The following is a 23,067-nucleotide window of genomic DNA, read 5'->3' on the forward strand; positions in this document are numbered from 1 at the left end:
GGCGGTTTTCGGGCCGCCCCTTTTATTTCAGCGTTTCTGCATTTGACTTTCCTCCAATTCGGCGTCTCATGATGGTGTCGGCCCGGGAGGCTGGCAGCTATGGAGGGACTAATCATATGGACATGAACACGCTTCTTCCGATCATCATTCAGATCATCACAGGCATCATTGGTGGTCAGGCGGTCGGCGCGGCGATCAAGACGGCGGCAATGGGTCAGCTTCCCAAAATCCTGGGCGGAGCCATCGGCGGTGTCGGCGGCGCGGCGATCCTCGGCAGCCTGCTTGGCGGCGGTGCGATCAGTCCTGACGCGGCCGCGGCGGCGACCAGCGGCCTGGGCAGCGCGCTCAACCTGCAGAACATCGTCGGTGGCGCCGGCGGTGGCGCGATCCTGACCGGCATTCTCGGCGCGGTCATGGGCGCCATGAAGAAATAAGCCTGCCGATCTCGGGCTTCGCAGAATGGGCGGCTTCGGCCGCCCATTCCTTTGGAGACGCACTGTTTGGCCTTCCGGCTGTGGACGGTTTTAAGCGATGCCTCTACATGATCGCTGACACAGCGAAAGGACGATCATGGGTCAGCTCAATGCCGGCATCGTGCCGGTCACACCGTTCCAGCAGAACTGCACCATCCTGTTCGACATGGACGACAAGCATGGCGTCGTCGTGGATCCGGGCGGCGACATCGACAAGGTGCTGGCAACGTTGAAGGACAACGCGATCGCGGCCGAGGCGATCTGGATCACGCACGGTCATATCGATCATGCCGGCGGCGCCATGGAACTGAAGGAAGCACTCGGCGTCGAGATCATCGGCCCGCATGAAGCCGACAAGATGCTGCTCGACAATCTGGAAAACCAGGGCAGGCGCTACGGCATCGGCGGTGTGCGAAACTGCGTGCCCGATCGGTTCCTCGCCGAAGGCGAGACGGTGTCGTTCGGCGGCCATGTGTTCGAGGTGCTGCATTGTCCCGGCCACGCACCGGGCCACGTCGTCTATTATAACCGCGCCGCCAAATTCGCCCATGTCGGCGATGTTCTGTTTCGCGGCTCGGTCGGCCGCACCGACCTGCCCGGCGGCGACCATGCGGCCCTCATCGCCTCGATCAAAAACAAGCTGTTGCCGCTCGGCGACGACATCGGCTTCATCTGCGGCCATGGCCCCGGCGGGCGTTTTGGCGAGGAACGGCGAACCAACCCGTTTTTGACCTGAATGAGATCGCTGCCGGAAGCCCAACAAACCGACAGCAAAAAAGCGCTGGCCTTGCGGTCAGCGCATTTTTGTTTGGGGCAGGGAAGCCTCAGTTTGCGGTGCAGAAATGCTGTTCACCGTCGCTGCCGGTGAAGGTGCCGGTACGGGAATTGAAGGTGCGGTAGCGGTCCGAGCAGTACTCGTACCAGCCGCGCGTCCACGGTTCGGCGTAACGGTCGGCATAGACCACCTGCGGTTCCGCGTAGTAGCGGCGGACCGGGGCAGGGCGCACCCGCACGTCACGATCGTAGTAACCGTCATCGTAATAACGGTCGGAATCGGGCGGTGGCCGGTCATTGGCCAATGCGCCACCGATCAATGCGCCGGCGGCAAGGCCGAGAACGCCGGCTGCCACGGCATCGCCATGGCCATGGCCGTGATGGTGCCAACGGCGCCAGTCATCGGCATTGGCCGCCGAGAAGGTCCCCAGCGTGGTGGCGACCACGGCTGCGGACAGCACAGCTGTCTTGAAAATGCGGTTCATCTTGGTCTCCTTCGTACCGGACCGTGCAGTTTCTTGCAGGGGATGCAGTCCGGCTTTACGAATGACTAATATGGGACCGTGGCTGAACGGGGGCTGAACGAAAATTTGGCCGCACGCATTCTTTCACCGCCTCAAAATCGCACCTTTCGGCGCGGACCTGACTGTCGGAGCCGGTCCGAAGCCGGCTCAGCCGACCGACAGGTTGACGGCCTTGGGTCCCTTGCCGCGCTTGTCCGGCTCGGTGTCGAATGTCACTTTCTGCCCATCTTCGAGACCGGGGAGACCCGACGCCTGCACGGCCGAAATATGGACGAAGACATCCTTCGCGCCATCATCGGGTGTGATGAAGCCGAAGCCCTTGGCATGGTTGAAGAATTTGACGGTGCCGGTCTGCGGCATGGGAAGCTCCTTTGATCCCATAAACTCCAGTCTCGGGCCGGCAAATGCCCGAATGCAAATTTGTCCTTTATTTTAGCGCTATCGGCAAGAGAAAGTTTTGCTGGCACTTAAAGCACGTCGCTTTAAGTGCTTGTTTTGATGCGCGTCATTGGCCCGGACCCGGGATGAACTTCCGGATGAGATGCGTCTGCGCTGCGCGGCGGACATGAAAAAGGCGCGGCGAAAACCGCCGCGCCTTTCAAAAATCCGTCTGCCTGCCCAGGTGCTGGTCAAGCTCCTCGTTCGCCCATCCGCCTGGGATGCGCGCGCGCCGATCGCTCAGGCTGCGCGCAGGTTGACCGCCTTCGGGCCTTTGCCCATGCGGTCCGGCTCGACGTCGAACGTGACCTTCTGGCCATCGACGAGCGTGCGCAGGCCCGAGGCCTCGATCGCTGAAATGTGGACGAACACGTCCTTGGCGCCGCCGTCGGGCGTGATGAAACCGAAGCCTTTGGTCGCATTGAAGAATTTAACGGTGCCGGTCTGGGCCATTGGGGAAACTCCTTCACCCGTTCAGTCTTGGTGGTCCTGCCCGCCACCTGGCGTCGAGGGCAGTTCCTGGTGGTTGCTTTCGGCAGTCATGCATTGGCGCATGGTCAAACCCCCCGCCGAAAAACGGGGCCGTCAGAGATTCACAGTATCGGGGAAAGGTCGTCCAAAACGTTCCGCTCTCCGGGTCGCAAATGCCCGAACACAGAATTTATCGCACGGAAACGTGAAGGTTGCAAGATAGCGCCGCGGGCCGCCGCCCTTGGCGCATCCCGACGCAAAAATCGACCGATCAAAGCGTCGACCGGCCGCAAATAGGCTTCGTTGGCGGAAGGGTCATCGGCCCACAGCACCGGTCATGGATGGGCCAGGAGCGACGATTGCCGGGGACGCGGCTGGGGCCCATCGGTTCGGGTGTCGTTCTCCTACAGAAGCCGCAAACAAGGGTTGCAATTGGCGGTGGAATGACGACGCTCACGCCATTGGGTGACTGATCCAAATCTTGTTTTGATCGATATCATCATCAACGAACCGCCACGCAGTCTTGGGCGGTACGGACCGGGACGGGGATCGAGGGAGAGACGATCATGAGGTTTCTTGCGGCGATCTTTTCACGGCAGGTTTTTGCCGTCCTTTTCCTGTCGGCAATTCTTGCCGCCTGCACGGTCGTCGTCGATGACGGACCTGGGCCGCGACCGCGTCCGCCGCGCCCTGAACCGCAATTCTGCACCAAGCAATACGAGCCGGTCTGCGCCCGGCGCGGCGGAGATCGCCAGACCTTCGCCAATGCCTGTCTGGCCGATCGGGCGGGTTACCGCATCGTGCGTGACGGCGCCTGTCACGGCGGTGATGGCGGTGATGGCGGTGGCGAGAAGACGTTCTGCACCCGCGAATATGCTCCGGTGTGCGCCCGCCGGCATGGAGAGATGCGCACCTTCCCCAACGCCTGCGAGGCGCGGGCCTCGGACTACCGCATCGTCGGCGAGGGGCCGTGCTGAGATTCTGCCGTCTCCCGCATGAGGGGAAGGCCATTATTTGTCCACGCCAACATAAGCTTTGCTCTTGAGCAGGCCGGCCAGATGAGCAGCGTTTGAGGCCGCCATTTCGATGGCTTCGGTAACCTTGGCGGGGGTTTTCGGCAGGTCGACGTAATTGACGTCATGCATGGCTTCACCGACCCAGTAGACGCCGCCATTGGCGGGAATGGTGAAGCCGACATCGTTCAGCGCCTGGAAGCACTCCGCATGGCAATGATGCGCGCCGTCCTCGTTGCCGACGATCGCCACTAGGGCCACCTTGCCGGCGGCCGGCATGCGGCCCTTGTCGTCGGTCTCCTCGAGAAAGGCGTCCATCCGCTCCATGACGCGCTTGGCGACGCTCGATGGTTGGCCCAACCAGATCGGCAAGCCGAGAATGAAGATATCGGCGGCCAGGATCTTTTCGCGCAGGCCAGGCCAGTCGTCGTCCCTGCCCATGTCGGAGAGCACGCCAGGCTTGATGTCATGATCAAGCGTGCGCACGACCTCGCCTTCCACGCCATGCGGTTTGAGCGCCGCGAGCAGATCGGCGATGATCTTGTCGGTGGACGATTTTTCCTTGTCGCCGGATGCTTTCAGCGAACAGTTGAGGGCAAAGGCGGTGAGGGACATCGCAAAACTCCTGCATCTGGTGTGCAGGCTCAACGCCGCGAGGCGTTTGCGGTTGCGCGGTGTGTCGGCTGGCCTCCGCTCAGCTGGCCGGATTGTCGGCCAGTTCGAGATTGTCTTCCGTGGTGACCCGTTCGTGGGTCTCCTGGTCGCTGCGGATGCGGTATTGCGGGGAACCGTCCTTGACCGGCAGCCTGCTCTTGATCTCGAACAGTTCCGCGGCCTTGTTGACCAAGCCGGTCCGGCTTTTCATCCGCACGGTCTGGCCGATGGCGAAGAGATGCGAGGGGGTGTCGGTGCGCGGTCGCGCATTCTGTTGAAAACGGATCATGCTGCATTCTCCCGGTCGCGCACCAGCGCGGTTTCGAGGTCCAGGTGGTCGATGGCGACGAGCTGGCTGGTGAGCGGGTTGTTCACCGCCTTTGCCGGCAGATGGATGAAGGTGGCGACGCGGCGCCAGGCAAGCCGCGACATGCCCTCGATCAACTCCTCGTCGTGATCGATGTCGTAGTCGCCGGCCGGCAGTTGTCCTTCCAGGCCACCGAGCATGAATGGCGCGGTGAAATGGGCGATGGAACGGGTGGTGCGGTCGGGCATTGTCCTGGCCTTTTGGGATGAGATTGGCGGGTCGAGAACCTCTGACGCCGCGAGATGCCAATTCTGGCCCAAACCATATGTGATATATAACGGAAATCGGCGCTCTATTCAAGAATAATAACGGAATTCCTTGCTTCGATTTGAAAAATAGACGGATATTAATTTTAGAATAAATCTGCTATGGCTGCGGATATCTTCGAAAATTTCTTGGAGACGTTCCGAGTTTTTCCTCGGCGCTTATGTTTTTATTTTTCAAAAGGGATAAAGCCATGGATTCAATCAGAACTTCGAAAGGGAAGAGCATGGCGATCAATCCGATCGTCAGGTCAATCGCCACGTACCCCATTGGCGCTGCCGGAAAGCCGATGGCCGTCCAGTCGGCGCGGCTGACCATCAGAAGGGACGAGGCGGCAAGGCGAACGATCTCCGATACCGATGGAACTGTGAGGCGGGCCAGGCAGGTTGCAGAGACCAATCGCCTGATTTGATCGCTTTCGCCGCGACGTGAGGCGCAGAATCAAGCAAAGCCTTGAACCTGTAACGCCGATGGCCTAGATCGCGGCAGGCGCACGAACACGGTAGGTGTCCCATCAACAGAGATCAGAGAAGAGCGGCGGGTGCGGGGACCAAGCCTGGCGCGGCCAAGTCTGGCGGGGGAGGACAGCCGCCGCTGGGCCTCGACCAGTATGTGCAGCAGGCATTGCAACTGCACCAGGCCGGGCGCCGGCAGGAGGCCGAGGCGATCTACCGCCAGGTGCTGACGCGTCAGCCCAAACACGCGGCCGCGGCGCATTTCCTGGGGTTGCTGCTGCACCAGACGGGGCGCAGCGAAGAAGGCATGGATTTCCTCGAACAGTCGGTTCAGCTGCAGCCGACCAATCCCGACTTCCTCAACAATCTCGGCACGGTGATGCGCGATCTGGGCCGTGTCGCGGCGGCGATCGATTTCTTCCGCGGCGCGGTGGACCTGCGGCCGGAGCAGCTCGCGGCGCGCGACAATCTCGGCTCGTCGCTTAAGCAGATCGGCCGGTTCGACGAGGCCGAGGACATCTATCGCGGCACGGTGCAGCGCAATCCATTCCACGTGCGCGCCCGTATCGGGCTTGCCGAAACCCTGCAGGAAGCCGGACGCCTCGACGAGGCGCTGGCTGTCTTCCAGGAGGCACTGACCATCCGGCCTAGGGATGCCGACCTGCTGCACGGACTGGGCGTCGGGCTGATGGAAAAGGGCAAGCTCGACGAGGCGACCGGCCTGTTCCGGCAGGCGGTGGCGATCCAGCCCGGCATGGCCCGCGCGTGGCTGATGCTGACGCAGGTCAAGCGCCAGAAGGAGCGCGATGCCGAAATGGCTGGCATGGAGGCGCAGCACGCCAAGGCGCCTCAGGACAGCCTGGCACGCATGCAGCTGTCGTTTGGCCTCGGCAAGGCCAATGACGATCTCAAGGATTATGGCAGGGCCTTCGACTATTTCGCCGAGGGCAATGCCATCCGCCGCAAGGGCATCGACTACGACCCGGTGAAGACGCGCGCCGAATTCGAGGCAATGAAGACGGTGTTCGATGCCGGTTTCTTCGAAAAGCACAGACCGAGCCCGATTGCCGACGACGCGCCGATCTTCGTCGTCGGCATGCCGCGTTCGGGTACGACGCTGGTCGAACAGATCATCGCCAGTCACCCCCAGGTCTATGGCGCGGGTGAGCTCAGCATCCTGAAGACGGCGGTCGGCAAGCAGTTCCCGTCGAACATGCCGGGCGGCTTCCCCTGGGGCGTGGCCGACACGGACGATAGGGATTTCGCCGAGGCGGGGCAGGCCTATCTGGACATGCTGCATGCCCGATATCCGCATATGCGCCACGTCACCGACAAGATGCCGGGCAACTTCCTGCTTGTCGGCTTCATCCACATGATGCTGCCGAAGGCCAGGATCATCCATTGCGCCCGCGATGCGGCGGCGACATGCCTGTCGATCTACAAGGTGCATTTCCGCGGCGACAGCCACCGCTATGGCTATGAGCTCGGTGAGCTCGCCGATTTCCACAATCTCTACACCGACATCATGGCGCATTGGCACAAGGTGCTGCCCGGCGTCGTGCACGATGTGCGCTACGAGGATTTCGTCGCCGACCAGGATGGGCAGAGCCGGGCGCTGATCGACTATCTCGGCCTGCCATGGGACGATGCCGTGCTGTCGTTCCACGAGACCGACAGGCCGGTGCGCACGGCGTCGGCCGCGCAGGTGCGCCAGCCCATGTACCAGGGCTCGGTCGATCTGTGGAAGCGCTATGGCGACAGGCTGAAACCACTGCTGGATAAGCTCGGATAGGCCGATAGCGCGGTAAGGCCGGCCTGCGAACGGCGGTCGAGCCGTCTCAAAGTTCCATGAAGGGCTGGAAGCCGCCGAAGATCATGCGCTTGCCGTCGAACGGCATCGTGGCCATATCGCGCTGCAGACGAGGGTCGGCCATCACCTTGGCCATCACCGCATCGCGATCCTGCCTGGATTTGTATACGGCCCAGGAGAAAACGACGATCTCATCATCCTTGGCCTGAACGGCACGCGGAAACGAGGTGATTTCGCCATAGGGCACGTCGTCGCCGATGCATTCGACATAGGCGAGCGCGCCATGTTCCATCCATATGGGGCCTGCGAGGTCGGCGAGCTTTTTATAGTCATCGAGATTTGCCTTCGGCACGGCAAGCACGAAGCCATCGACATAGGACATGGTGGTCTCCTCTTTGCTGAATTCGAACGCCGGGTCGGCGGGAATACACCCGGCGCGATTGGGCGCATCCCCTCGGCGAGGGGCGCGCTCGCTAAAGCCTATTCCGTCGGTGCGTTCATTGCCCATGCGACGCCGAAGGGATCCTTCACCTGGCCCCAGCGGTCGCCCCAGAACATCACCTGCAGCGGCGTGACGGCCTCGCAGCCGGCGTCGACGGCGCGCTTCCACCAAGCGTCGATATCATCCTTGCCGAGATGGAGCTGCAGCGTATAGCCCTGTGCCGCCTGGTGCGGATGGCCGTGTTCCGGATAGGCGTCGCCTAGCATCAGTGTCGAGCCGTTGATATAGAGATGGATATGCATGGTGCGGCCTTTTTCGTCCGCCGGGTAGGCAAAGACTTCCTCGGCCCCGAAAGCCTTCTTGTAGAACTCGGCCGCCTTGATGGCACCGTCGACCTGAAGATAGGGGGTCAATCCGCCAAGCACTTTTGGCCGGGGTCGGGTCTGGTCGGTCATTGCATGTTCCTCTTCACGTTTGTTTGGTCTTGCGGACCACAGGACGGATGAGACGACGGCAATCCTACAGGACGCCGAAAATTTTTGGCCGGGCGACAACCGATGGGTTGGGAAGGCGTGCAACGAACTTGCGTCGGCGGCTTCCAATCAGAGCGCAATTCTCTCGGCTCCCAAGCTAAAAGAGTTGGATTGCGCGCCGCCTACTCAGCCCGGAGACGACAATGATCCTCTATTATCAGACCCACTCACCTTTCGCGCGCAAGGCGCTGGTCTTCGCGCATGAGGCAGGCGTCGCCGATCAGCTCCAGGTCATTCATCACGAAACCAGCCCGACCTTGCACAACGCCAGTGTCCACGCCGAAAACCCGCTAGGCCAAGTGCCGGTGCTGCTGCGTCCGGGTGCGCCGGCGATCTTCGATTCCGACGTCATCTGCGCCTATCTCGATACGTTGCATGATGACCGGAAGTTGCTGCCGCAGGTCGGCGAGGCACGCTGGCAGGCGTTGCGGCTGCAATCGGCCGCCCAAGGCCTTGCGCAGACGGGCATCGCCTTGCGCTGGGAGACGGAAAGGAGACCCGAACAGCTGCGCTATGATGCTCTTGCCGAAGGATATCGGCAGAAGATCGAGGCGACCTACGACTGGGCCGAGGGCGCCCTTGACGACGAGGCGCCGCTCCATGTTGGACATATTGCGCTAGCCACCACGCTGTCCTGGATGGCGTTCCGTCATCTTCCGTCGTTTGGTTCGCGGGCGCGGCTGACGCGCTGGTTCGAGGCTTTCGAAAGGCGTGCGTCGATGCGTGCGACGCCGCTTTCGGGCGATACACATGATTGATTCGCGCTCGCCTGAGAGGCGGCGAGCGTCAACGGTTGTTCCGCGTGTCGAGGATTTCCGGAAAGCCGATATCCTTGCGCAGCGCGGCAGGCAGCGACAGCAGGATGCGTTCGCTGCGGTGACGGGCGCGCGCCGCGGCATACCGGGTTGCGATGCGGCCGATGGATGACAGGACGGACATGACGAATTCTCCCTGGTTGGCGCCGGCATCATCGTGTCGGCATCCCAAGGACGGGGCCGCAACGGGCGATCCGACAGATTGCCCGGAAAATTTTTTGTCAGCATTTACATCTCGTTCAGGCGTCGCCGAGGAGAGCCTATGCGACCTTGAGCGTGGGAATAGCCGAAACATCGACCTCACGCTCGGCGTGCCAGGCATCGAAAGCCGCCTGCATCCGAAGCCAGATCGCGGCGCCGTCGCCGAACAGCTTCCCAAGGCGAGCGGCCACCGCCGGCGAAACCGGCTTCCTTTCGCGGATAATGTCATAGAGCTGCTGCCGGGATATCCCGAGCAGATTTGCAATTTCCACCTTGGTCTTTCCAGTTGCCGGGATAATGTCCTCAAGCAGCGCTCCCGGGTGGGAGGGGCAACGCTCGATCGGACGCGTCGGCTCGTGCACGGTCATACGTCGAACTTCTCCAATCTGGCCGCCTCAGTGATATTGCTCGAAATCGACGCGGGCGGCGTCGTTACCGTCGAATTCAAATGTAATGCACCACGGACCATTGACGTGGACCGTGTAGCGGATGGGATCGAGGCCTTTCAGCGAATGGAAGTCGAAGCCGGGAAGGTTCATCTCCTCCGGCTTTTCCGATGCTTCCAGGCGGTCAAGCCGAACAAGGATGCGCTTGTGCATCTTGGCATCGATCTTGCCGGTTTTTCCGGTTTGAAAAAGGTCGGACAGCGCCTTGTTCTTGAACGATTTGATCATGACATATGTAAACAGATCGCTTACACAAATCAAGAACCCTGTAAGCAAATAATTTACAGGCATGCCGATCTCCCGCCGCTCAGCCGGTTCCCTCAGCCACCTCGCGGAAGAAGCTCTCCGGATCCTCGACTTCGGTCAGCTTCCGCTTCTCGATCAGCCAGAAGCGGTTGCCGATGGCGCGGATGAAGGAGCGGTCGTGCGAGGCGAGCAGACAGCTTGCCTGGTGCTTCAGCAACTCTTCCTCCAGCGCTTCCTGGCCGTCTATGTCGAGATGGTTGGTGGGCTCGTCGAGCAGATAGAAATTGGGATTGGCGAGCCTGAGCGCCAGCATCATCAGCCGTGCCTTCTGGCCGCCCGACAGAACACCGATCTTTTTCTCCTGCATCTCGATGACCACGCCGGCGCCGGCAAGCAGCGAGCGGGCGCGCTGTTCGCCGACATCGTAACGGCGCGAGACCATCGCCAGCGGCGTGTCGTCGCCGCTGATGCCCGACAGCGCCTGGTCGCTGTAGCCGAGCACGGTGGACGGCGTCACCTTCACATTCCGCACCGTGTCCGGCTCGAGGATGGCGTTGCGGATCATGGTGACGAAGCGCGACTTGCCGACGCCGTTGCGGCCGAGCAGCACGATGCGGTCGCCCTGGCAGATGTGGCGCTTGCCGGTCCTGAACAGCAGCGTGCCGTCGGGCGTTTCGACCGCCACGTCGTCAAGCGTGATCAGCACCTTGGCGTGGGTGCCGCGATTGGCGAGTTTGATCGCGCCCGCCGATTTCTCGCGATGAGCCGGATTGGCGGCCTCTTCCAATTTTTCCGCGCGCTGGTTGAGTTGCTTGGTCTTGACCGTCAGCAGGTCGCTGCCGGAATTGATGCCGATATTGTTGAGCTTGGCCGCCTGCCGGCGCAATTGCTGCGCCACCTTCATGTCGCGCTGGAACTTTCGTTCGGTCGACGCGTCAACCTCGTCCAGCGCCTCCCTGGCGCGGGAATAGGGGAGGGAGAACACCGGCGACTGTTCCGGGCGCAGGAACAGCGTCCGGTTGGTGGTGGCGTCTAGGAAGGCGCGGTCATGGCTGGCGATGATGACGGGCACCTCGCGCGGCAGCGCGTTGAGCCAGGTTTCCAATTGGCTGATGCGGGCAAGGTCGAGATGGTTGGTCGGCTCGTCGAGCAAAAGCATGTCGGGATCGGTGACCCAGACGCGGGCGATCAGCGCCAGCCGCTGCCAGCCGCCGCTCAGTGCCTGCATTTCTCGCCCGCGCATCGGCTCGGGCACGTCAAGCGAATCGAGAACCACATCGACGCGCCACATCTCGCTGTCGGCCTGTTCGGGCGGTAACGCCTCAGCCACAACCTCGTAAAAAGTGCGGCCAAGCAGGGCAGGGGCAACGGACTGCTCGACATGGCCGACACGCAGACCGCGCGTGCGGCTGATGTCGCCTGTCGTCGGTTCCAGTTCGCCGGTCAGGCATTTGAGCAAGGTCGACTTGCCGCGGCCGTTGGCGGCGACGATGCCGAGCCGGTCGCCGTTGCCGATGCTGAGGTCGAGATTGGAAAAGAGCGGCGCACTCATGGTGACGCCGAGGGATTTGAAGCTGATCAGGGCCATTTTGATTTCTCTGGTCTTGCCGGAATGCCGGCTCATGCACTTTGACGGTGCGCGTGCCGGCCATCAGGCCAGGCGTTGCACACCACGAAGGGCAGACCAAAAATCGAAGCGGGAAAACCCGGACCGTCCCTGGTCAGCCCTGCAAGCTGGCTCGCAGGGCGGAAATCGGGCCACGCTGACGATGGTGACGATAGAACGTAAACACGTGAGCCCTCCTTTCGAGACGTTCGAGTGTGACGACTGGCTACATCAAAGGCGAGGCTGATGGCAAGGCCGCCGCTTTCAAGCGGCGCGGGAAGGGGTCCAGCACCAGTATGCAGCCGCCGATGATTGCCACCGCGCCGAAGCCCTGGATCAGGGTCAGCGACTCGCCGAGCACAATCGTTCCAGCCAGCACCGCGATCGTGGTCACGGCGAATTCGACGCTGATGGTCCTGGTGGCTCCGATGCTGGCCACCAGCCGGAAATACACGACATAGGTCAATGCGCTCATCACGCAGGCCAGTATGGCCAGGTAGAGGAAGTCGACAGGGCGCGGCATGGCCGGCACCGGCACGGCGAGCAGCAGCGGCAGCGTCATCAGGCCGCCGAACAGGAAGGCGGCGCTGGTGAGTTCCAGCGAGCCGGCCGAGCGCAAATGGCGATTGGCGTAGTTGCTGCCGAATGCCGCCGAGAAGGAACTGAACAGCGAGGCGGCACAGCCGATCGCAAAGGATGCGGTGACCGGAACGGCGGGGAAACCGACCAGGACGATGATGCCGGCAGCGCCGAGCAGCAGTCCGGCCAGGCCGCGAACAGCGATGCGCTCAAGCCCCCAGAGCTGGCCGATGATCATCGAGAACAGCGGGATGGCGGCAACCAGGATGGCCGCCATCGCCGTGCCGATGCGCGGCGTGGCATAGGACAGGCCGATCAGCTGCGCCGCCACCGTCGTCGCGCCGACCATGGCGAAATGCCGCCAGCCGGCGCTGAAATCCAGCCGTCGCCGCGTCGCGGCGGCAAGCAGAAAGAGCGTGATGCCGGCGATCAGCGCGCGCAAGGTGACCGCGCCGACCCAGCCAAAGGCATGTACCACCTTGAGCAGCACCAGGAACGACAGTCCCCAGGTGACAGCCAGGAAGACGTAGGCGGCGATGTCTCTGGGTTTCATGGGGGAGTTGGCTGATGGTTTTCGGAGCGGAAGAGCAGAATTGAAAGGCCCGTATAGGTTCGTCCCACGACTGGCAAGGCGGCAAGAAAAGCTGATCTATATTGGAGGGACAGCGGGGGCGCGAAGAATTGCTACCGTCCGGGCCTGCCTGTCTTGCCCGGCCGGCGCTTTTCGCGGCGGGCGTCGCCTTGGTCCTTGTAGGAGCCGATGCCGGAGCGTTGACGGACGATAGGCTTGTCGGCATCGCCGCGATCCTTCGCGCCCCTCTCTGTCCTGCCGGACATCTCCTCCACGGGGGAGATTGGCTGTGGCTTCGCCGGCACTTTTCCTTCTACCGGTTTTTCGGTGCGGCGCACCGTCATCTCGTCGAGCGAGTTCTTCTTGAACAGCGGCTTGGTCGCATCGCCGGGGATGCCGAAGTCGGAGCCATGCGCTTCTTCCGCCGACTGCTTCTTGAACAGCGACCGCGACACCGCGCCTGACGGCGTCGGCATGTCGGTGCCAGGCCCCATGTCGTCCAGTGACGGCTTGGCGAACAGTGGCTTCTTCACCGGCACGGCGCCGTCGGCGCCCATCTCGTCGAGATCGGGCTTGCGGAAGAGGTTCGGCCTGGCGGCCTTGGCTGCCTCTTCGGCGGCGCGTGCCTGATCGAGCTTGCGGAACCGTTCCTGTTCCTCCAATGTCCGATGCTTGGCCACGCCCTTGTTGTGCTTGCCCTTTTCGCGGCCAGAGGCCGGACTTTGGCCTTCCACCTCGCGCGCCAGCGGATCGTCGGAGATCGACAATTCCATCTCGTGCAGCCGCTTGATCTCGTCGCGGATGCGGGCCGCCTTTTCGAAGTCGAGATTGGCGGCGGCGTCGCGCATCTGCTTGTCCAGCGCGTCGAGATGGGCCTTGAAATTGTTGCCCATCATGGCGCCGGCGCTGTCGGTGAACTGCGAGATGTCGGCGCGAACATGGTCCTTCTCGTAGACCGAGTCCAGAATATCGGAGATGCGCGACTTGACCGATTCCGGCGTGATGCCGTTGGCGGTGTTCCACTCCATCTGCTTCTCGCGGCGCCGGTTGGTCTCGGCCATCGCCCGCTCCATCGAACCGGTGACTTGGTCCGCGTAGAGGATGACCTTGCCGTCGACATTGCGGGCGGCACGGCCGATGGTCTGGATCAGCGAGGTTTCCGAACGCAGGAAACCTTCCTTGTCAGCGTCGAGAATGGCGACGAAGCCGCATTCGGGAATATCGAGGCCTTCGCGCAAAAGGTTGATGCCGACCAGCACGTCGAAGGCGCCGAGGCGCAGGTCGCGCAGGATCTCGATGCGCTCCAGCGTGTCGATGTCGGAGTGCATGTAACGCACGCGCACGCCCTGCTCGTGCAGGTATTCGGTCAGGTCCTCCGCCATGCGCTTGGTCAGCACGGTGACCAGCGTGCGGTAGCCGGCCTTGGTCGTCTCGCGGATCTCGCCGACGACGTCGTCGACCTGGGTCTTGGCCGGACGCACCTCGACCGGCGGATCGATGAGGCCGGTCGGTCGGATGACCTGCTCGGCGAACACGCCGCCGGACTGCTCCATCTCCCAGCCGCCGGGCGTTGCCGAGACAGCGACCGAAAGCGGGCGCATAGCGTCCCATTCCTCGAAGCGCAGCGGCCGGTTGTCCATGCAGGAAGGCAGGCGGAAGCCGTATTCGGCAAGCGTCGCCTTGCGCCTGAAGTCGCCGCGATACATGCCGCCGATCTGCGGCACGGTGACGTGGCTCTCGTCGATGAAGACCAGCGCATTGTCTGGAATGTACTCGAACAGCGTCGGCGGCGGATCGCCCGGCTGGCGGCCGGTGAGGTAGCGCGAATAGTTCTCGATGCCGGCGCAGGAGCCGGTGGCTTCCAGCATTTCGAGGTCGAAGCGGCAGCGCTGCTCCAGCCGCTGCGCCTCGAGCAGGCGGCCGGCGCGCTCGAGTTCCACCAGCCGGTGCTTGAGCTCTTCCTTGATCGACTTGATCGCCTGGTTGAGCGTCGGGCGCGGCGTCACATAGTGCGAGTTGGCGTAGATCTTGACGCTCTTCAACTCGCCGGTCTTCTGGCCGGTCAGCGGGTCGAACTCGGTGATCGCCTCGATCTCGTCGCCGAACATCGAGATGCGCCAGGCGCGGTCCTCAAGGTGGGCCGGGAAGATCTCGATCGTGTCGCCGCGCACGCGGAACGAGCCGCGCACGAAATTGATGTCCTGGCGCTTGTACTGCTGGGCAACGAGGTCGGCGAGCAGAGCGCGCTGGTCGAGCCGGTCGCCGATCTGCATCTGGAAGGTCATCGCCGTGTAGGTTTCGACCGAACCGATACCGTAGATGCAGGATACGGAGGCGACGATGATGACGTCGTCGCGCTCGAGCAGCGAACGCGTCGCCGAATGGCGCATGCGGTCGATCTGCTCGTTGATCGAGGATTCCTTCTCGATGAAGGTGTCGGTGCGCGGAACGTAGGCTTCCGGCTGGTAATAGTCGTAGTAGGAGACGAAATACTCCACCGCATTGTCGGGGAAGAATTTCTTGAACTCGGAATAGAGCTGCGCGGCCAGAGTCTTGTTGGGCGCCAGGATCAGAGCCGGGCGCTGTGTCTCCTCGATCACCTTGGCCATGGTGAAGGTTTTCCCGGAACCGGTGACGCCGAGCAGCACCTGGGTGCGGTCGTTGTTGTCAACGCCCTCGACCAGATCCTTGATGGCGGTCGGTTGGTCGCCGGCGGGTTCGAAGTCCGACACCATCTTGATGGCGATGCCGCCTTCGGATTTTTCCGGCCGGGCAGGGCGGTGCGGCGTCCACAGCACGCCGTCCTTGTGCAGCGGATTGCCGGCTTCGATCAGCGCCGAGAGCGCGGCCACCGTGGCGGTGACGCCACTGGACGACATCGTCTCGGCTTCTTCCAGCGAGATGTCGAGCCCGGCGACCGGATTGAGGCCGGCCGCCGTGCGTTCGCGGGCCGACGCGGCGCCGCCCATCGAGGTGCCGCGCGCGGTGCGGCCCGGCGCGGCGGAGCGCTCGGGTATTTTCTTCGGCGACTTGGCGCCGCCGCCTTTGCCCGCGGCGCGTCCTTCCCGTTCAGCCTCCTGCTCGATCTGCTCGGCCCAATCGGCGATCGAGCCGGTCAGCGGCGTGCCCGACAATTCGGCCTGCGGCATCTCGGCGAAGCCGCCTTTGTGCAGCGGTTCCGAGGCGTCGAGGAAATCGGTCAGCGGGCTGCGCCGCTTCGGCGCGGCGCGGTCCTCATTCGCCGTCGGCGGCGTTCTTTTATCGGGGGATTTGGCCATGTCCCGAATATGGGATTTCTCGGCCAAAATGGAAAGAGCGCGATGAGGACGGGCCGGCGGTCGCGTCAGACTCCTGACAGAAGGCTGTCAGGAGGTGGCGGACGGTTTCGCCTTATCTCAAGCGCCGCTTCCGTTCGACGCGACCCGGGTCGCCGATCCGTTCAGGCGATCCACCACGACGAGGCGGGTGACCTTGCCCTTCTTGAAGGCGGCGAGGAAGCGGGAATAGTCCCTGAAGACGACGCAGCCATTGGATTCGGCGCGACCGCCCCGCAGCATGTAGGTATGCGCGAGCAGGCCGTTGCGGTTGTATTTGTTGCCGCCGCTCGTCGGGGTCAGGCGAATGGCCTCGACGCCGTGGAAGCGGGATTCGCGCAGCGACAGATTGTAGGTGTTGGGCGGCGTCGGGCCACGGTCCTTGACGTGGACATAGCGCGGCTGGTCGACCATTGCGCCGAGGCCGGAATGCGCCTCGAGCCGCTGGCCGTCGGGCATGTAGACGGTCTTGGCACTGATGTCGTAGACGGCGACCCCATGGCCGGCGCCGCTTCCGGCGCTCGGGCCGTTGAACAGGTTCCTGAACGCCTGGCCGAGGCCGCCCGAAGGCGTGTCCGGCTTGGCATAGGCCAGCACGTCGCCACCATCACGGGTCCGGCCTTGCCGGGCCGGCTGCCTGGCTTGCTGGACGGGCTTCGGCTGGGGCGCCGGCTTCTGCTCCAAGGTCCTGGGCTGTGCGGCCGGCTTGTCCTCTTCCACGATCCGGGGTTGCCGCGGCGCGTCATATTGCGGGCGGCGGGTCGGCAGCGGCACGTCGTCGGTGAGCGCATCCGGCAGCGAAGCGGCGTCGCCCGGCTGTTCCTGCTGGGTCTCGACAGGCGCCACCGCGACATCGGGCGAGGATTCGGTCATCGGCAGCGGCGAGGCGAAAGCTTCGTCCTCGACCGGCATCGACTCGACCAGGGCAAGCGCCAGTTGCGCGTTGTCGGGCGTTTCCGATTGGGCAAAGCCCATCGGCGCCGGCGCGGTCTGCACGACGGAATCCGTTTCGGCGCGGGCGAAGCGTTCCGCCGCCGGAGCCGGCATGTCGTTGGACAGGCTGGCCATGACCTGGACGGACGGCACGAGGGACGCCTCGGTGATCCGTGGAGTGGCGCTCGAAATCACTGGATGGGTGCTGGCCGCGGTCGCAGGCTTTCCCGCGCCGGCGAAGGCAGCGGCAAGCTTTGTCGGCGACAGCGACGCTTCCATCAGTTCGAAGCGCTGCTGCGATTTCGACTTCGCCGGCGTTGGCTTGGCCTGCGCCACCAGGCGCCCGGATTTCTCCGCCTTGGAGGTTATCGCGGCCAGCTTGAAGCAACTGGCACCGCACTGTACGGCATGGTCGTGCAGCGCCTGCGCGCCGCCATGCGCATTGGCTGTCATGAAGGGCGCCGAAGAGCTGAGGAAATGCTGCTTCAGCGGATCGGCGAGAGCGAGCGTGCCCGGCATGGACAGCGTCTGCGGCAGGCCGACCGACGTGACCGAAAGCGAGGCACCGACAGAGCTAAGGCCGGCCATGGTGCCGATCAGCCATAGGCCGACGGCGGCGCTGACGCCCGGCACCGCAATCCAGCGGACAACCCGTTCAGGGGTGAAGGATGAGGCACGTGGCGCTTCGAAGGCGGTCTCGCCGCTGCAACGCCTGTCCCCGACAATTTTACGACTCAACAACGCCATGCAACCAATCTTGCTCCAATCGGCTCCCACGTCCGCGGCTGTGATAGCCGCGACGACCATTCTGTGAGTGATCCCAGGTGGTCCCCGACGCGTTTGCCGCGCCTGTCGTTAGTTGCCGATTGCTTCAAAATATGGACAAAGTTGGTTAACCAATCCCTCTCAAAACCAATCGAGAGACGTGGACTTTGTGCCGAAAAAGGCTCGTCCACGACCATGCACGCGGTATTGCAGCCCTTCCAAGGCTTTTTTGCTGCCTGTTTTTGCCGGGCGAGTCAAGCGAAACAGCCTTCGCTAATCCTCGCAAAAGGCGATTCGGCGCTTCCGGGACAGTGAGGCACGCCAAATGCCTGTCGGCCGGGCGCCCGCAAACATCACGGGTGCCAACAGATTTTGTTGCCGTGCTGCCACAAGTCTTCGGCCCAAAAGGGTCGGCTCTCGGGGCTCATAGCAGCGGTCGTGGTGGGCTCCTACGGCTCCAACGCCGCTGTCCAAGGGTTCCCTACTTTCGGATACGTCGGAGTTCGGCCGACGCGCAGCGTCCGCGCCGCTCAGTTGAACCACAGTGCGAACGTCAAAAACCCGCCACCTCCAAACTCGCGCTGGATCTGGTCGAAATCCTCGCTGGTCAGGATCTTGCCGCTCTCCAGATAAGGCGCGATGCCGGGACCGGTGATCGAGAGTACGAGGTCGAAGGGTTTAGGCTCGTCGAAGAAGCGCTTCATGTTGATGCCTTTGCCGGTGATGCGGAAGTGCGGCAGCAGCGCGCGGCCTTCGAGCAGGTCCTCGGCCATCGTCAGGGTCGCGAGCCAGGCCTGCACCTGCTCCTCGCCGACTTCGAGGCCGGTGAGCGGGTTCTCGCCCTTTTGCTGCGGGCCGGGCAGCCATTCGCGGTCATTGTCGGTCTCGGCGCGGATCGCCTTCCAGTCCTCGCGCGACAGCCGGATCATTTCGAGCAGCTCCTGGCGCGCCGCCTTGCGGCGTTCCGGTTCGACAACCGGCCAGTTGACGAGATGCACCATCGAGATGAAGTCGGCGATGCGCCATTCCGAGGAGAAGATGCTCGAGCCCATCTCGCTTGGCGGCGGCACGAGGATGTCCTGCAACGGCAGCTTGGCGCGCGGAAACAGCATGTGGAACGAGCCGTCGAACGTGCCCTTGAAATCATGCGCCAGCCAGAAATCGGCCTGCGCCATCAGGAATTCGGCATAGCCTTGCAGCCAATAGCCGTCGGCGCGGTCGAAGCGGAAGGTGAGCGCGGGGGCTGTATCGCCCGGGGAGATGCCGCCGCGCGACAACGCCGCCATGATCGCCGCCATGCTTTCATCCGGTGCGATGGTGCCGTCCTCGTTGAGGTCGATGCCGACATGGGTGAGGTCGATGACCATGCCGATTTCGGCATCGGCCGGCACCGAACCAAGCGTGGTGGCGGACTTTGCCAGCCGGTCACGGAAAGCCACCAGTATGGCGCGGAACTCTTCGTAGGTCAGCGGCTCGGGATTGGGGTTCGCCGGTACCGGCAGCTGCATCAGCGGCAACATGAAGGATTGCGGGCTCTCAAACCCATGGCGATGCAGGCCGCTGGCCAGCAGTTCCAGCGCGGTGAAGAACTCGCCGGCGCCGGCGGCATAGGCTGACGCTGGATCTTTCGGCGCGGCCGCTTCCAGGGTCGACAGCGCGCCGTCGCGCGCGGCCACGGTCCTTGCCTCGAACAAAGCGGTTGCCGCTTCGGGCATGGCCGCCGATGCGGACGACAGCGGCACGAGCACAATGAAGGCCGATGCCAGCAGGCTTGCTATTCGTGTCATCTTTTCCCTCCCATTTGTCGCCGGCGACCATACACAGATTTACGACGCCGCGCCTGTGATGCCGGCACGCCGTTCACATCGTTGCATGATTGTCACCGGGGCACGCTTCAACCGGTCCGGCGGACGGTCTACAGAAGGCCAACGATGAGGCGTGCCGTGTCGAACTATCCGCTCTCCTACAAACTGTCCTGGCTGCCGCGTTTCCTGAAACCGTCGCTCGAGGGCGACGTCAACGGGTTCGAGCCGGCATCGGGGACGCTGATGGAGCCGCCACCGAGACAGACGGTGCGGCTGGCCTTCATCGGCGACATCTCGGCGGTAGCCAACCGGAGCGCGCCGGACTGCGATCCGGCGATCAAGGCGCTGCTGGGCACGGCCGACCTGGTGATCGGCAATTGCGAAAGCCCTGTCGTCGACAGGCCGAGCGCCGTGCTGGGGACAAAGCTCGGCACGCATCATGCTATGGGCGAACGCTTTCTGGCCGAGACACTCGCGGCGGTCGGCATCGGGCGCGAAAAACTGGTCCTGTCGCTGGCCAACAATCATGTGTTCGACCAGGGCGTCGCCGGTTTCGACGCAACGGTCGCGGCGTTGAAGCGGCTCGGTATCGGCACCATCGGCCTCGCCGCCAAGGGTCCGGTCGAACGCTTCGCTGCCGGGCCGCTCGCTCTCGGCTTCGCCGCTTTCACGCTCTGGCGCAACGCCGACGAGAGACTGTTTGCCGACCGCGTCTCGATGGAAGGCGATCCGGCGCGCTGGCCGCGCGAGGCGAGTGCTGGGGTCGATCTCCTCTGTGCCGTGCCGCATTGGGATTGGGAATTCCGGCATTTTCCGCGCGCCGCAACACGGGCACTGGCGCGGCGGCTGGCCGGGCAGGGCGTCGGTCTGATCGCCGGCCATCACGCCCATGTCGTGCAGCCGGTGGAGCGGATCGGCGGGACGGTGATTGCCTATGGGCTCGGCGATTTCCTCGGCACGGCTTTTGCCCGGCAGCCATGGCCGGGGCGGATTGGCGGGATTTTCATCGTGGACGTCAGCGCCGATGCGGAGACGCGCGGCGCTGTCGCGTCCTATTGGTTTCATCCCTTTGTGCGCTTGCGTGCGGGAGACCACGAACGGCTGCTGCCGGTCGAGGCATTGGACGAGCCCATGCGGCAAAAAATCGAGGGCCGGCTGGACGCGATCTTTCCTGCTTCCCTTGTGGACGCGTCGCCCTGACCGCGTGACAGGTCCACGACAGGAGAGGGGTAAGCGCTGGCGACTTTCCCGCGAAAATGGCTATCATGCGGCAACACTGGCGGCGGGGATTGGCGATGGAGACAGCGGATTTCATGCCGGGCGCGGCTGCTATCGCAGCCATTAAGAAAGACATCGAGATCTACGAAGCGAAAAGGGCCTCGGTGGCACGCGCGGCCAAGTGGCGCGCACCGTTGTTCGTTGGCCTGGCGGTCGTCTTCGTGGCGCTCATTGCGTGGCTGTTCAACACGGTCGCCGATCCCAACGAGCAATGGTTCTCGACGCCGCACGTATTTCTGTACGTGGTCGGCTTCGTGGTGGCGGTCGTGCTTTATTTCCGGGCGATCAGGCCGGCGGCGAGGCTGCAGCAATCGTTTCGCCAGACGCTGATGCCGATCATCTTCGGCTTCATTGGGGATATGCGCTACCAGCATGACGTGACGCCGCATTCTTTTGACCGATTGCCGCGCGAGACCGTCGGCGGTTTCACCATGAGCCGCTTCGACGATATCATCTCCGGACGCTATGACGGATTTGCGTTCGAACTGTACGAAGCCGACCTATGGGACGGGGGCGCCACCAAGAACAAGGCCACCACATTCAAGGGCGTCGTCGTCGCCTTCGAAACCATCGAGCCGTTTCCAGGAATACTGGTCGCGGCGCGACGTGCCAGTGGCGTGATCGGCTTTTTCCGCGGCATGTTCGCGCCCAGGATGCAGGAACTGCCGTCCGGCGTGCCGGAGCTCGACGCCGCCTACGAGTTCCGCACCAACAATGTCGAGGCGGCGCGGCCGCTGGTGACCGGCCGGCTGGCGCAAGCGCTGAAATGGCTCGGCGAAACCTGGCCGGACGAGCCCGCGCGCGTCGCGCTCAACGGCAGCGATGGTTTTCTGCTCCTGCCGCAACCGAAGAACTTTTTCGAGCTACCTGATATTTCGGTGCCGCTCGACTACGCCAGTCATGTCGCACCGATGATTTCGGACCTGGGTGCCATGCTGGCGACCGCGGCACTGGTGCGCAAGATCGGCGCAAGCTAGTCCGGTTGGGCAAACGATCAACAATCGTAACCGGATTTGTCGCGCAGGTAGTCCGCTTCTTCCTTCGACATCCTCTTGAACATCACACACACGGTGAAGCTCCCTACTTGCCGCCCGTCGTGTCTGTATCCCCAGTCCGAAATATCGTCCCTGGTGAATTCTATCTCCTGGCCGAGGACGACATTGCGCACAGCTGCCGGTTCGTTTGCCAATATGCCGACGAACCCCGTTTCGGTGCGCTGGAACGGGATGACCCAGAAGTGCTCGCTGATATCCCCATCCCGCACCTCGACCTTCAATTTGAACCTGTCCGTCCCCGAGGGCGGCGTTCCAGCCAGGGCCAGGAACTCATCCAGGCTGGCAAGAGCCTTTGCAGTCGCCGTCGCCATCTCGGGGTCGTCCGTAGCAAACATAAGCGCTTTGTCATCGTTAGGATTCGCGGCTTGCGCGCCGGCCGATCCCGGAGCACACGCCAACATCATCAAGGACATCATGGACCGGACTGCAAGCTTCATGGAAAGGCCCCCTCATGGTAACGGCGCACCATCCGGCATCCGTTCCAGATTTGCAACCGGAGCGCGAGTTTTCTCCATTTCAATTGGCGATCTGAACTGATCCATGACACAAAATGTGTATCGATAACGGCTCGGCGGTCTGTTTCGTGATGCTGCTCGAGACGGATTGCGGCGGCCTCGCCGTGATCGCAACCGCTCGCCACAATCCCTCTAAACGACTCTTTTCGCGAACGGAAATGCGCTCGCCGGGGGAACCGAAGCGGCCCGGAATGATGTCGGCCGCAGACAATATGTCGGAATTAAGCTTATGATATCCTTTGCGAAAATTCACCCAACGTGATTTGCCGATGATAGCTGTTTCGTTCCAGTTTCGGGCCGTTCGGTGCTGCCCTCTCCCAAGCGGTACCGGAAAACCGAAACAGCACGGAGTGATATCCATGAAGAAGACCCTCGCAACCACCGCCGCTTTGCTCGCCTTCCTCGGCACGGCCTATGCCGCGACCGTTCAGGGCACCATCCAGGCCGTCGATCCGACAACCAGGTCGGTCACCCTCGACGACGGCAAGATCTACCAGCTGTCGCCCGATGCGTCGGTCGGGAAACTGAAGGTCGGCGCCAAGGTGGCGGTGACCGTCGATGACAAGACCGGCATGGTGACGTCGATCAAGAAGGCCTCGTAGAGACTGCCGACCGGACTTTGAGACCCTGCTCCAATCTGGCCGGTTCCTTGGGGAACCGGCCATTTTCATTGGCTTGGACACTCACCGCCGGGCGACGACGGTGGCGGAACGCCGTTGC

Annotated in this window: 26 protein-coding genes; 8 read left to right on the plus strand and 18 right to left on the minus strand. The window is 63.0% G+C overall.

The window, feature by feature from the left end; translation table 11 throughout:
- The first annotated feature begins 116 nt into the window (after positions 1-116).
- On the plus strand, positions 117-434 hold the full coding sequence (locus LB555_RS21780) for a hypothetical protein (protein WP_015316105.1): 318 nt from the start codon (positions 117-119) through the stop codon (positions 432-434).
- A 136-nt stretch (positions 435-570) separates the two neighbouring features.
- A complete protein-coding gene (locus LB555_RS21785; protein ID WP_224592810.1) occupies positions 571-1,209 on the plus strand; it encodes an MBL fold metallo-hydrolase in 639 nt (212 codons plus the stop codon).
- A gap of 88 nt (positions 1,210-1,297) precedes the next feature.
- Here LB555_RS21785 and LB555_RS21790 read toward each other — a convergent pair whose 3' ends face one another.
- The 3 genes from LB555_RS21790 to LB555_RS21800 all read right to left on the minus strand — a co-directional run bounded on the left by LB555_RS21790 (position 1,298) and on the right by LB555_RS21800 (position 2,662).
- Entirely contained in the window at positions 1,298-1,732 is a 435-nt protein-coding gene (locus LB555_RS21790; protein ID WP_015316107.1) for a BA14K family protein, read from the minus strand.
- A gap of 186 nt (positions 1,733-1,918) precedes the next feature.
- Entirely contained in the window at positions 1,919-2,131 is a 213-nt protein-coding gene (locus LB555_RS21795; RefSeq protein WP_008877668.1) for a cold-shock protein, read from the minus strand.
- Between the two features lie 318 nt (positions 2,132-2,449).
- A complete protein-coding gene (locus LB555_RS21800) occupies positions 2,450-2,662 on the minus strand; it encodes a cold-shock protein (RefSeq protein ID WP_006202520.1) in 213 nt (70 codons plus the stop codon).
- Between the two features lie 584 nt (positions 2,663-3,246).
- Here LB555_RS21800 and LB555_RS21805 point away from each other — a divergent pair.
- On the plus strand, positions 3,247-3,657 hold the full coding sequence (locus tag LB555_RS21805; RefSeq protein ID WP_015316108.1) for a Kazal-type serine protease inhibitor domain-containing protein: 411 nt from the start codon (positions 3,247-3,249) through the stop codon (positions 3,655-3,657).
- Between the two features lie 33 nt (positions 3,658-3,690).
- Here LB555_RS21805 and LB555_RS21810 read toward each other — a convergent pair whose 3' ends face one another.
- The 4 genes from LB555_RS21810 to LB555_RS21825 all read right to left on the minus strand — a co-directional run bounded on the left by LB555_RS21810 (position 3,691) and on the right by LB555_RS21825 (position 5,377).
- On the minus strand, positions 3,691-4,308 hold the full coding sequence (locus tag LB555_RS21810) for a flavodoxin family protein (RefSeq protein ID WP_224683719.1): 618 nt from the start codon (positions 4,306-4,308) through the stop codon (positions 3,691-3,693).
- Between the two features lie 79 nt (positions 4,309-4,387).
- A complete protein-coding gene (locus LB555_RS21815; protein ID WP_015316110.1) occupies positions 4,388-4,636 on the minus strand; it encodes a hypothetical protein in 249 nt (82 codons plus the stop codon).
- The gene (locus LB555_RS21820) at positions 4,633-4,902 is read right to left on the minus strand and encodes a hypothetical protein (RefSeq protein ID WP_015316111.1); all 270 of its coding nucleotides are present in this window, start codon (positions 4,900-4,902) and stop codon (positions 4,633-4,635) included. The genes LB555_RS21815 and LB555_RS21820 overlap by 4 nt, the downstream gene beginning before the upstream one ends.
- A 178-nt stretch (positions 4,903-5,080) precedes the next feature.
- The gene (locus tag LB555_RS21825; RefSeq protein WP_224683720.1) at positions 5,081-5,377 is read right to left on the minus strand and encodes a hypothetical protein; all 297 of its coding nucleotides are present in this window, start codon (positions 5,375-5,377) and stop codon (positions 5,081-5,083) included.
- A gap of 213 nt (positions 5,378-5,590) precedes the next feature.
- Here LB555_RS21825 and LB555_RS21830 point away from each other — a divergent pair, with 213 nt between their 5' ends.
- Positions 5,591-7,225, plus strand: a complete 1,635-nt coding sequence (locus LB555_RS21830) for a tetratricopeptide repeat-containing sulfotransferase family protein (protein WP_015316113.1) — start codon at positions 5,591-5,593, stop codon at positions 7,223-7,225.
- 46 nt (positions 7,226-7,271) lie between these two features.
- On the opposite strand, the gene LB555_RS21835 is transcribed toward LB555_RS21830, so the two are convergent.
- Positions 7,272-7,625 (minus strand): DUF1428 domain-containing protein, encoded by a 354-nt coding sequence (locus LB555_RS21835; RefSeq protein WP_015316114.1) that lies wholly within the window; start codon positions 7,623-7,625, stop codon positions 7,272-7,274.
- A 98-nt stretch (positions 7,626-7,723) separates the two neighbouring features.
- The gene (locus LB555_RS21840; protein ID WP_015316115.1) at positions 7,724-8,140 is read right to left on the minus strand and encodes a VOC family protein; all 417 of its coding nucleotides are present in this window, start codon (positions 8,138-8,140) and stop codon (positions 7,724-7,726) included.
- Positions 8,141-8,361: 221 nt separating this feature from the next.
- Between LB555_RS21840 and LB555_RS21845 the strand changes: the two genes are divergently transcribed.
- The gene (locus LB555_RS21845) at positions 8,362-8,976 is read left to right on the plus strand and encodes a glutathione S-transferase (protein ID WP_015316116.1); all 615 of its coding nucleotides are present in this window, start codon (positions 8,362-8,364) and stop codon (positions 8,974-8,976) included.
- A 28-nt stretch (positions 8,977-9,004) separates the two neighbouring features.
- Here LB555_RS21845 and LB555_RS21850 read toward each other — a convergent pair whose 3' ends face one another.
- The 8 genes from LB555_RS21850 to LB555_RS21885 form a co-directional block, all read right to left on the minus strand.
- Positions 9,005-9,157, minus strand: coding sequence for a hypothetical protein (locus tag LB555_RS21850; RefSeq protein ID WP_083883193.1), 153 nt, complete (start codon positions 9,155-9,157; stop codon positions 9,005-9,007).
- A 136-nt stretch (positions 9,158-9,293) separates the two neighbouring features.
- Positions 9,294-9,602 carry a HigA family addiction module antitoxin gene (locus LB555_RS21855; protein ID WP_015316118.1) on the minus strand — a complete coding sequence of 103 codons (309 nt, stop codon included), beginning with the start codon at positions 9,600-9,602 and terminating at the stop codon, positions 9,294-9,296.
- A gap of 27 nt (positions 9,603-9,629) precedes the next feature.
- Complete coding sequence (locus LB555_RS21860; protein WP_015316119.1) at positions 9,630-9,908, minus strand: type II toxin-antitoxin system RelE/ParE family toxin; 279 nt, start codon at positions 9,906-9,908, stop codon at positions 9,630-9,632.
- A 79-nt stretch (positions 9,909-9,987) separates the two neighbouring features.
- Entirely contained in the window at positions 9,988-11,514 is a 1,527-nt protein-coding gene (locus LB555_RS21865) for an ABC-F family ATP-binding cassette domain-containing protein (RefSeq protein ID WP_015316120.1), read from the minus strand.
- A gap of 244 nt (positions 11,515-11,758) precedes the next feature.
- Entirely contained in the window at positions 11,759-12,664 is a 906-nt protein-coding gene (locus LB555_RS21870) for a DMT family transporter (RefSeq protein ID WP_015316121.1), read from the minus strand.
- A gap of 131 nt (positions 12,665-12,795) precedes the next feature.
- On the minus strand, positions 12,796-15,960 hold the full coding sequence (gene uvrB / locus LB555_RS21875; protein ID WP_224683722.1) for an excinuclease ABC subunit UvrB: 3,165 nt from the start codon (positions 15,958-15,960) through the stop codon (positions 12,796-12,798).
- Between the two features lie 117 nt (positions 15,961-16,077).
- Positions 16,078-17,676 carry a DUF2778 domain-containing protein gene (locus LB555_RS21880; protein WP_224683723.1) on the minus strand — a complete coding sequence of 533 codons (1,599 nt, stop codon included), beginning with the start codon at positions 17,674-17,676 and terminating at the stop codon, positions 16,078-16,080.
- Positions 17,677-18,224: 548 nt separating this feature from the next.
- On the minus strand, positions 18,225-19,481 hold the full coding sequence (locus tag LB555_RS21885) for a hypothetical protein (RefSeq protein WP_224683724.1): 1,257 nt from the start codon (positions 19,479-19,481) through the stop codon (positions 18,225-18,227).
- A gap of 144 nt (positions 19,482-19,625) precedes the next feature.
- On the opposite strand from LB555_RS21885, the gene LB555_RS21890 reads away from it, so the two are divergent.
- Together LB555_RS21890 and LB555_RS21895 are read left to right on the plus strand one after the other, a co-directional pair.
- Positions 19,626-20,699 carry a CapA family protein gene (locus tag LB555_RS21890; RefSeq protein ID WP_224683725.1) on the plus strand — a complete coding sequence of 358 codons (1,074 nt, stop codon included), beginning with the start codon at positions 19,626-19,628 and terminating at the stop codon, positions 20,697-20,699.
- A 95-nt stretch (positions 20,700-20,794) separates the two neighbouring features.
- Complete coding sequence (locus LB555_RS21895) at positions 20,795-21,754, plus strand: hypothetical protein (protein ID WP_224683726.1); 960 nt, start codon at positions 20,795-20,797, stop codon at positions 21,752-21,754.
- 17 nt (positions 21,755-21,771) lie between these two features.
- Here the strand turns inward: LB555_RS21895 and LB555_RS21900 are convergent, their stop codons facing one another.
- A complete protein-coding gene (locus LB555_RS21900) occupies positions 21,772-22,269 on the minus strand; it encodes a YegJ family protein (protein WP_224683727.1) in 498 nt (165 codons plus the stop codon).
- A 437-nt stretch (positions 22,270-22,706) separates the two neighbouring features.
- Between LB555_RS21900 and LB555_RS21905 the strand changes: the two genes are divergently transcribed.
- A complete protein-coding gene (locus LB555_RS21905) occupies positions 22,707-22,949 on the plus strand; it encodes a DUF1344 domain-containing protein (RefSeq protein ID WP_224683728.1) in 243 nt (80 codons plus the stop codon).
- Positions 22,950-23,067 lie beyond the last annotated feature (118 nt).

Source organism: Mesorhizobium sp. BR-1-1-10, assembly GCF_020165595.1.
In the GTDB taxonomy this organism is placed as follows: Bacteria; Pseudomonadota; Alphaproteobacteria; order Rhizobiales; family Rhizobiaceae; genus Mesorhizobium; species Mesorhizobium australicum.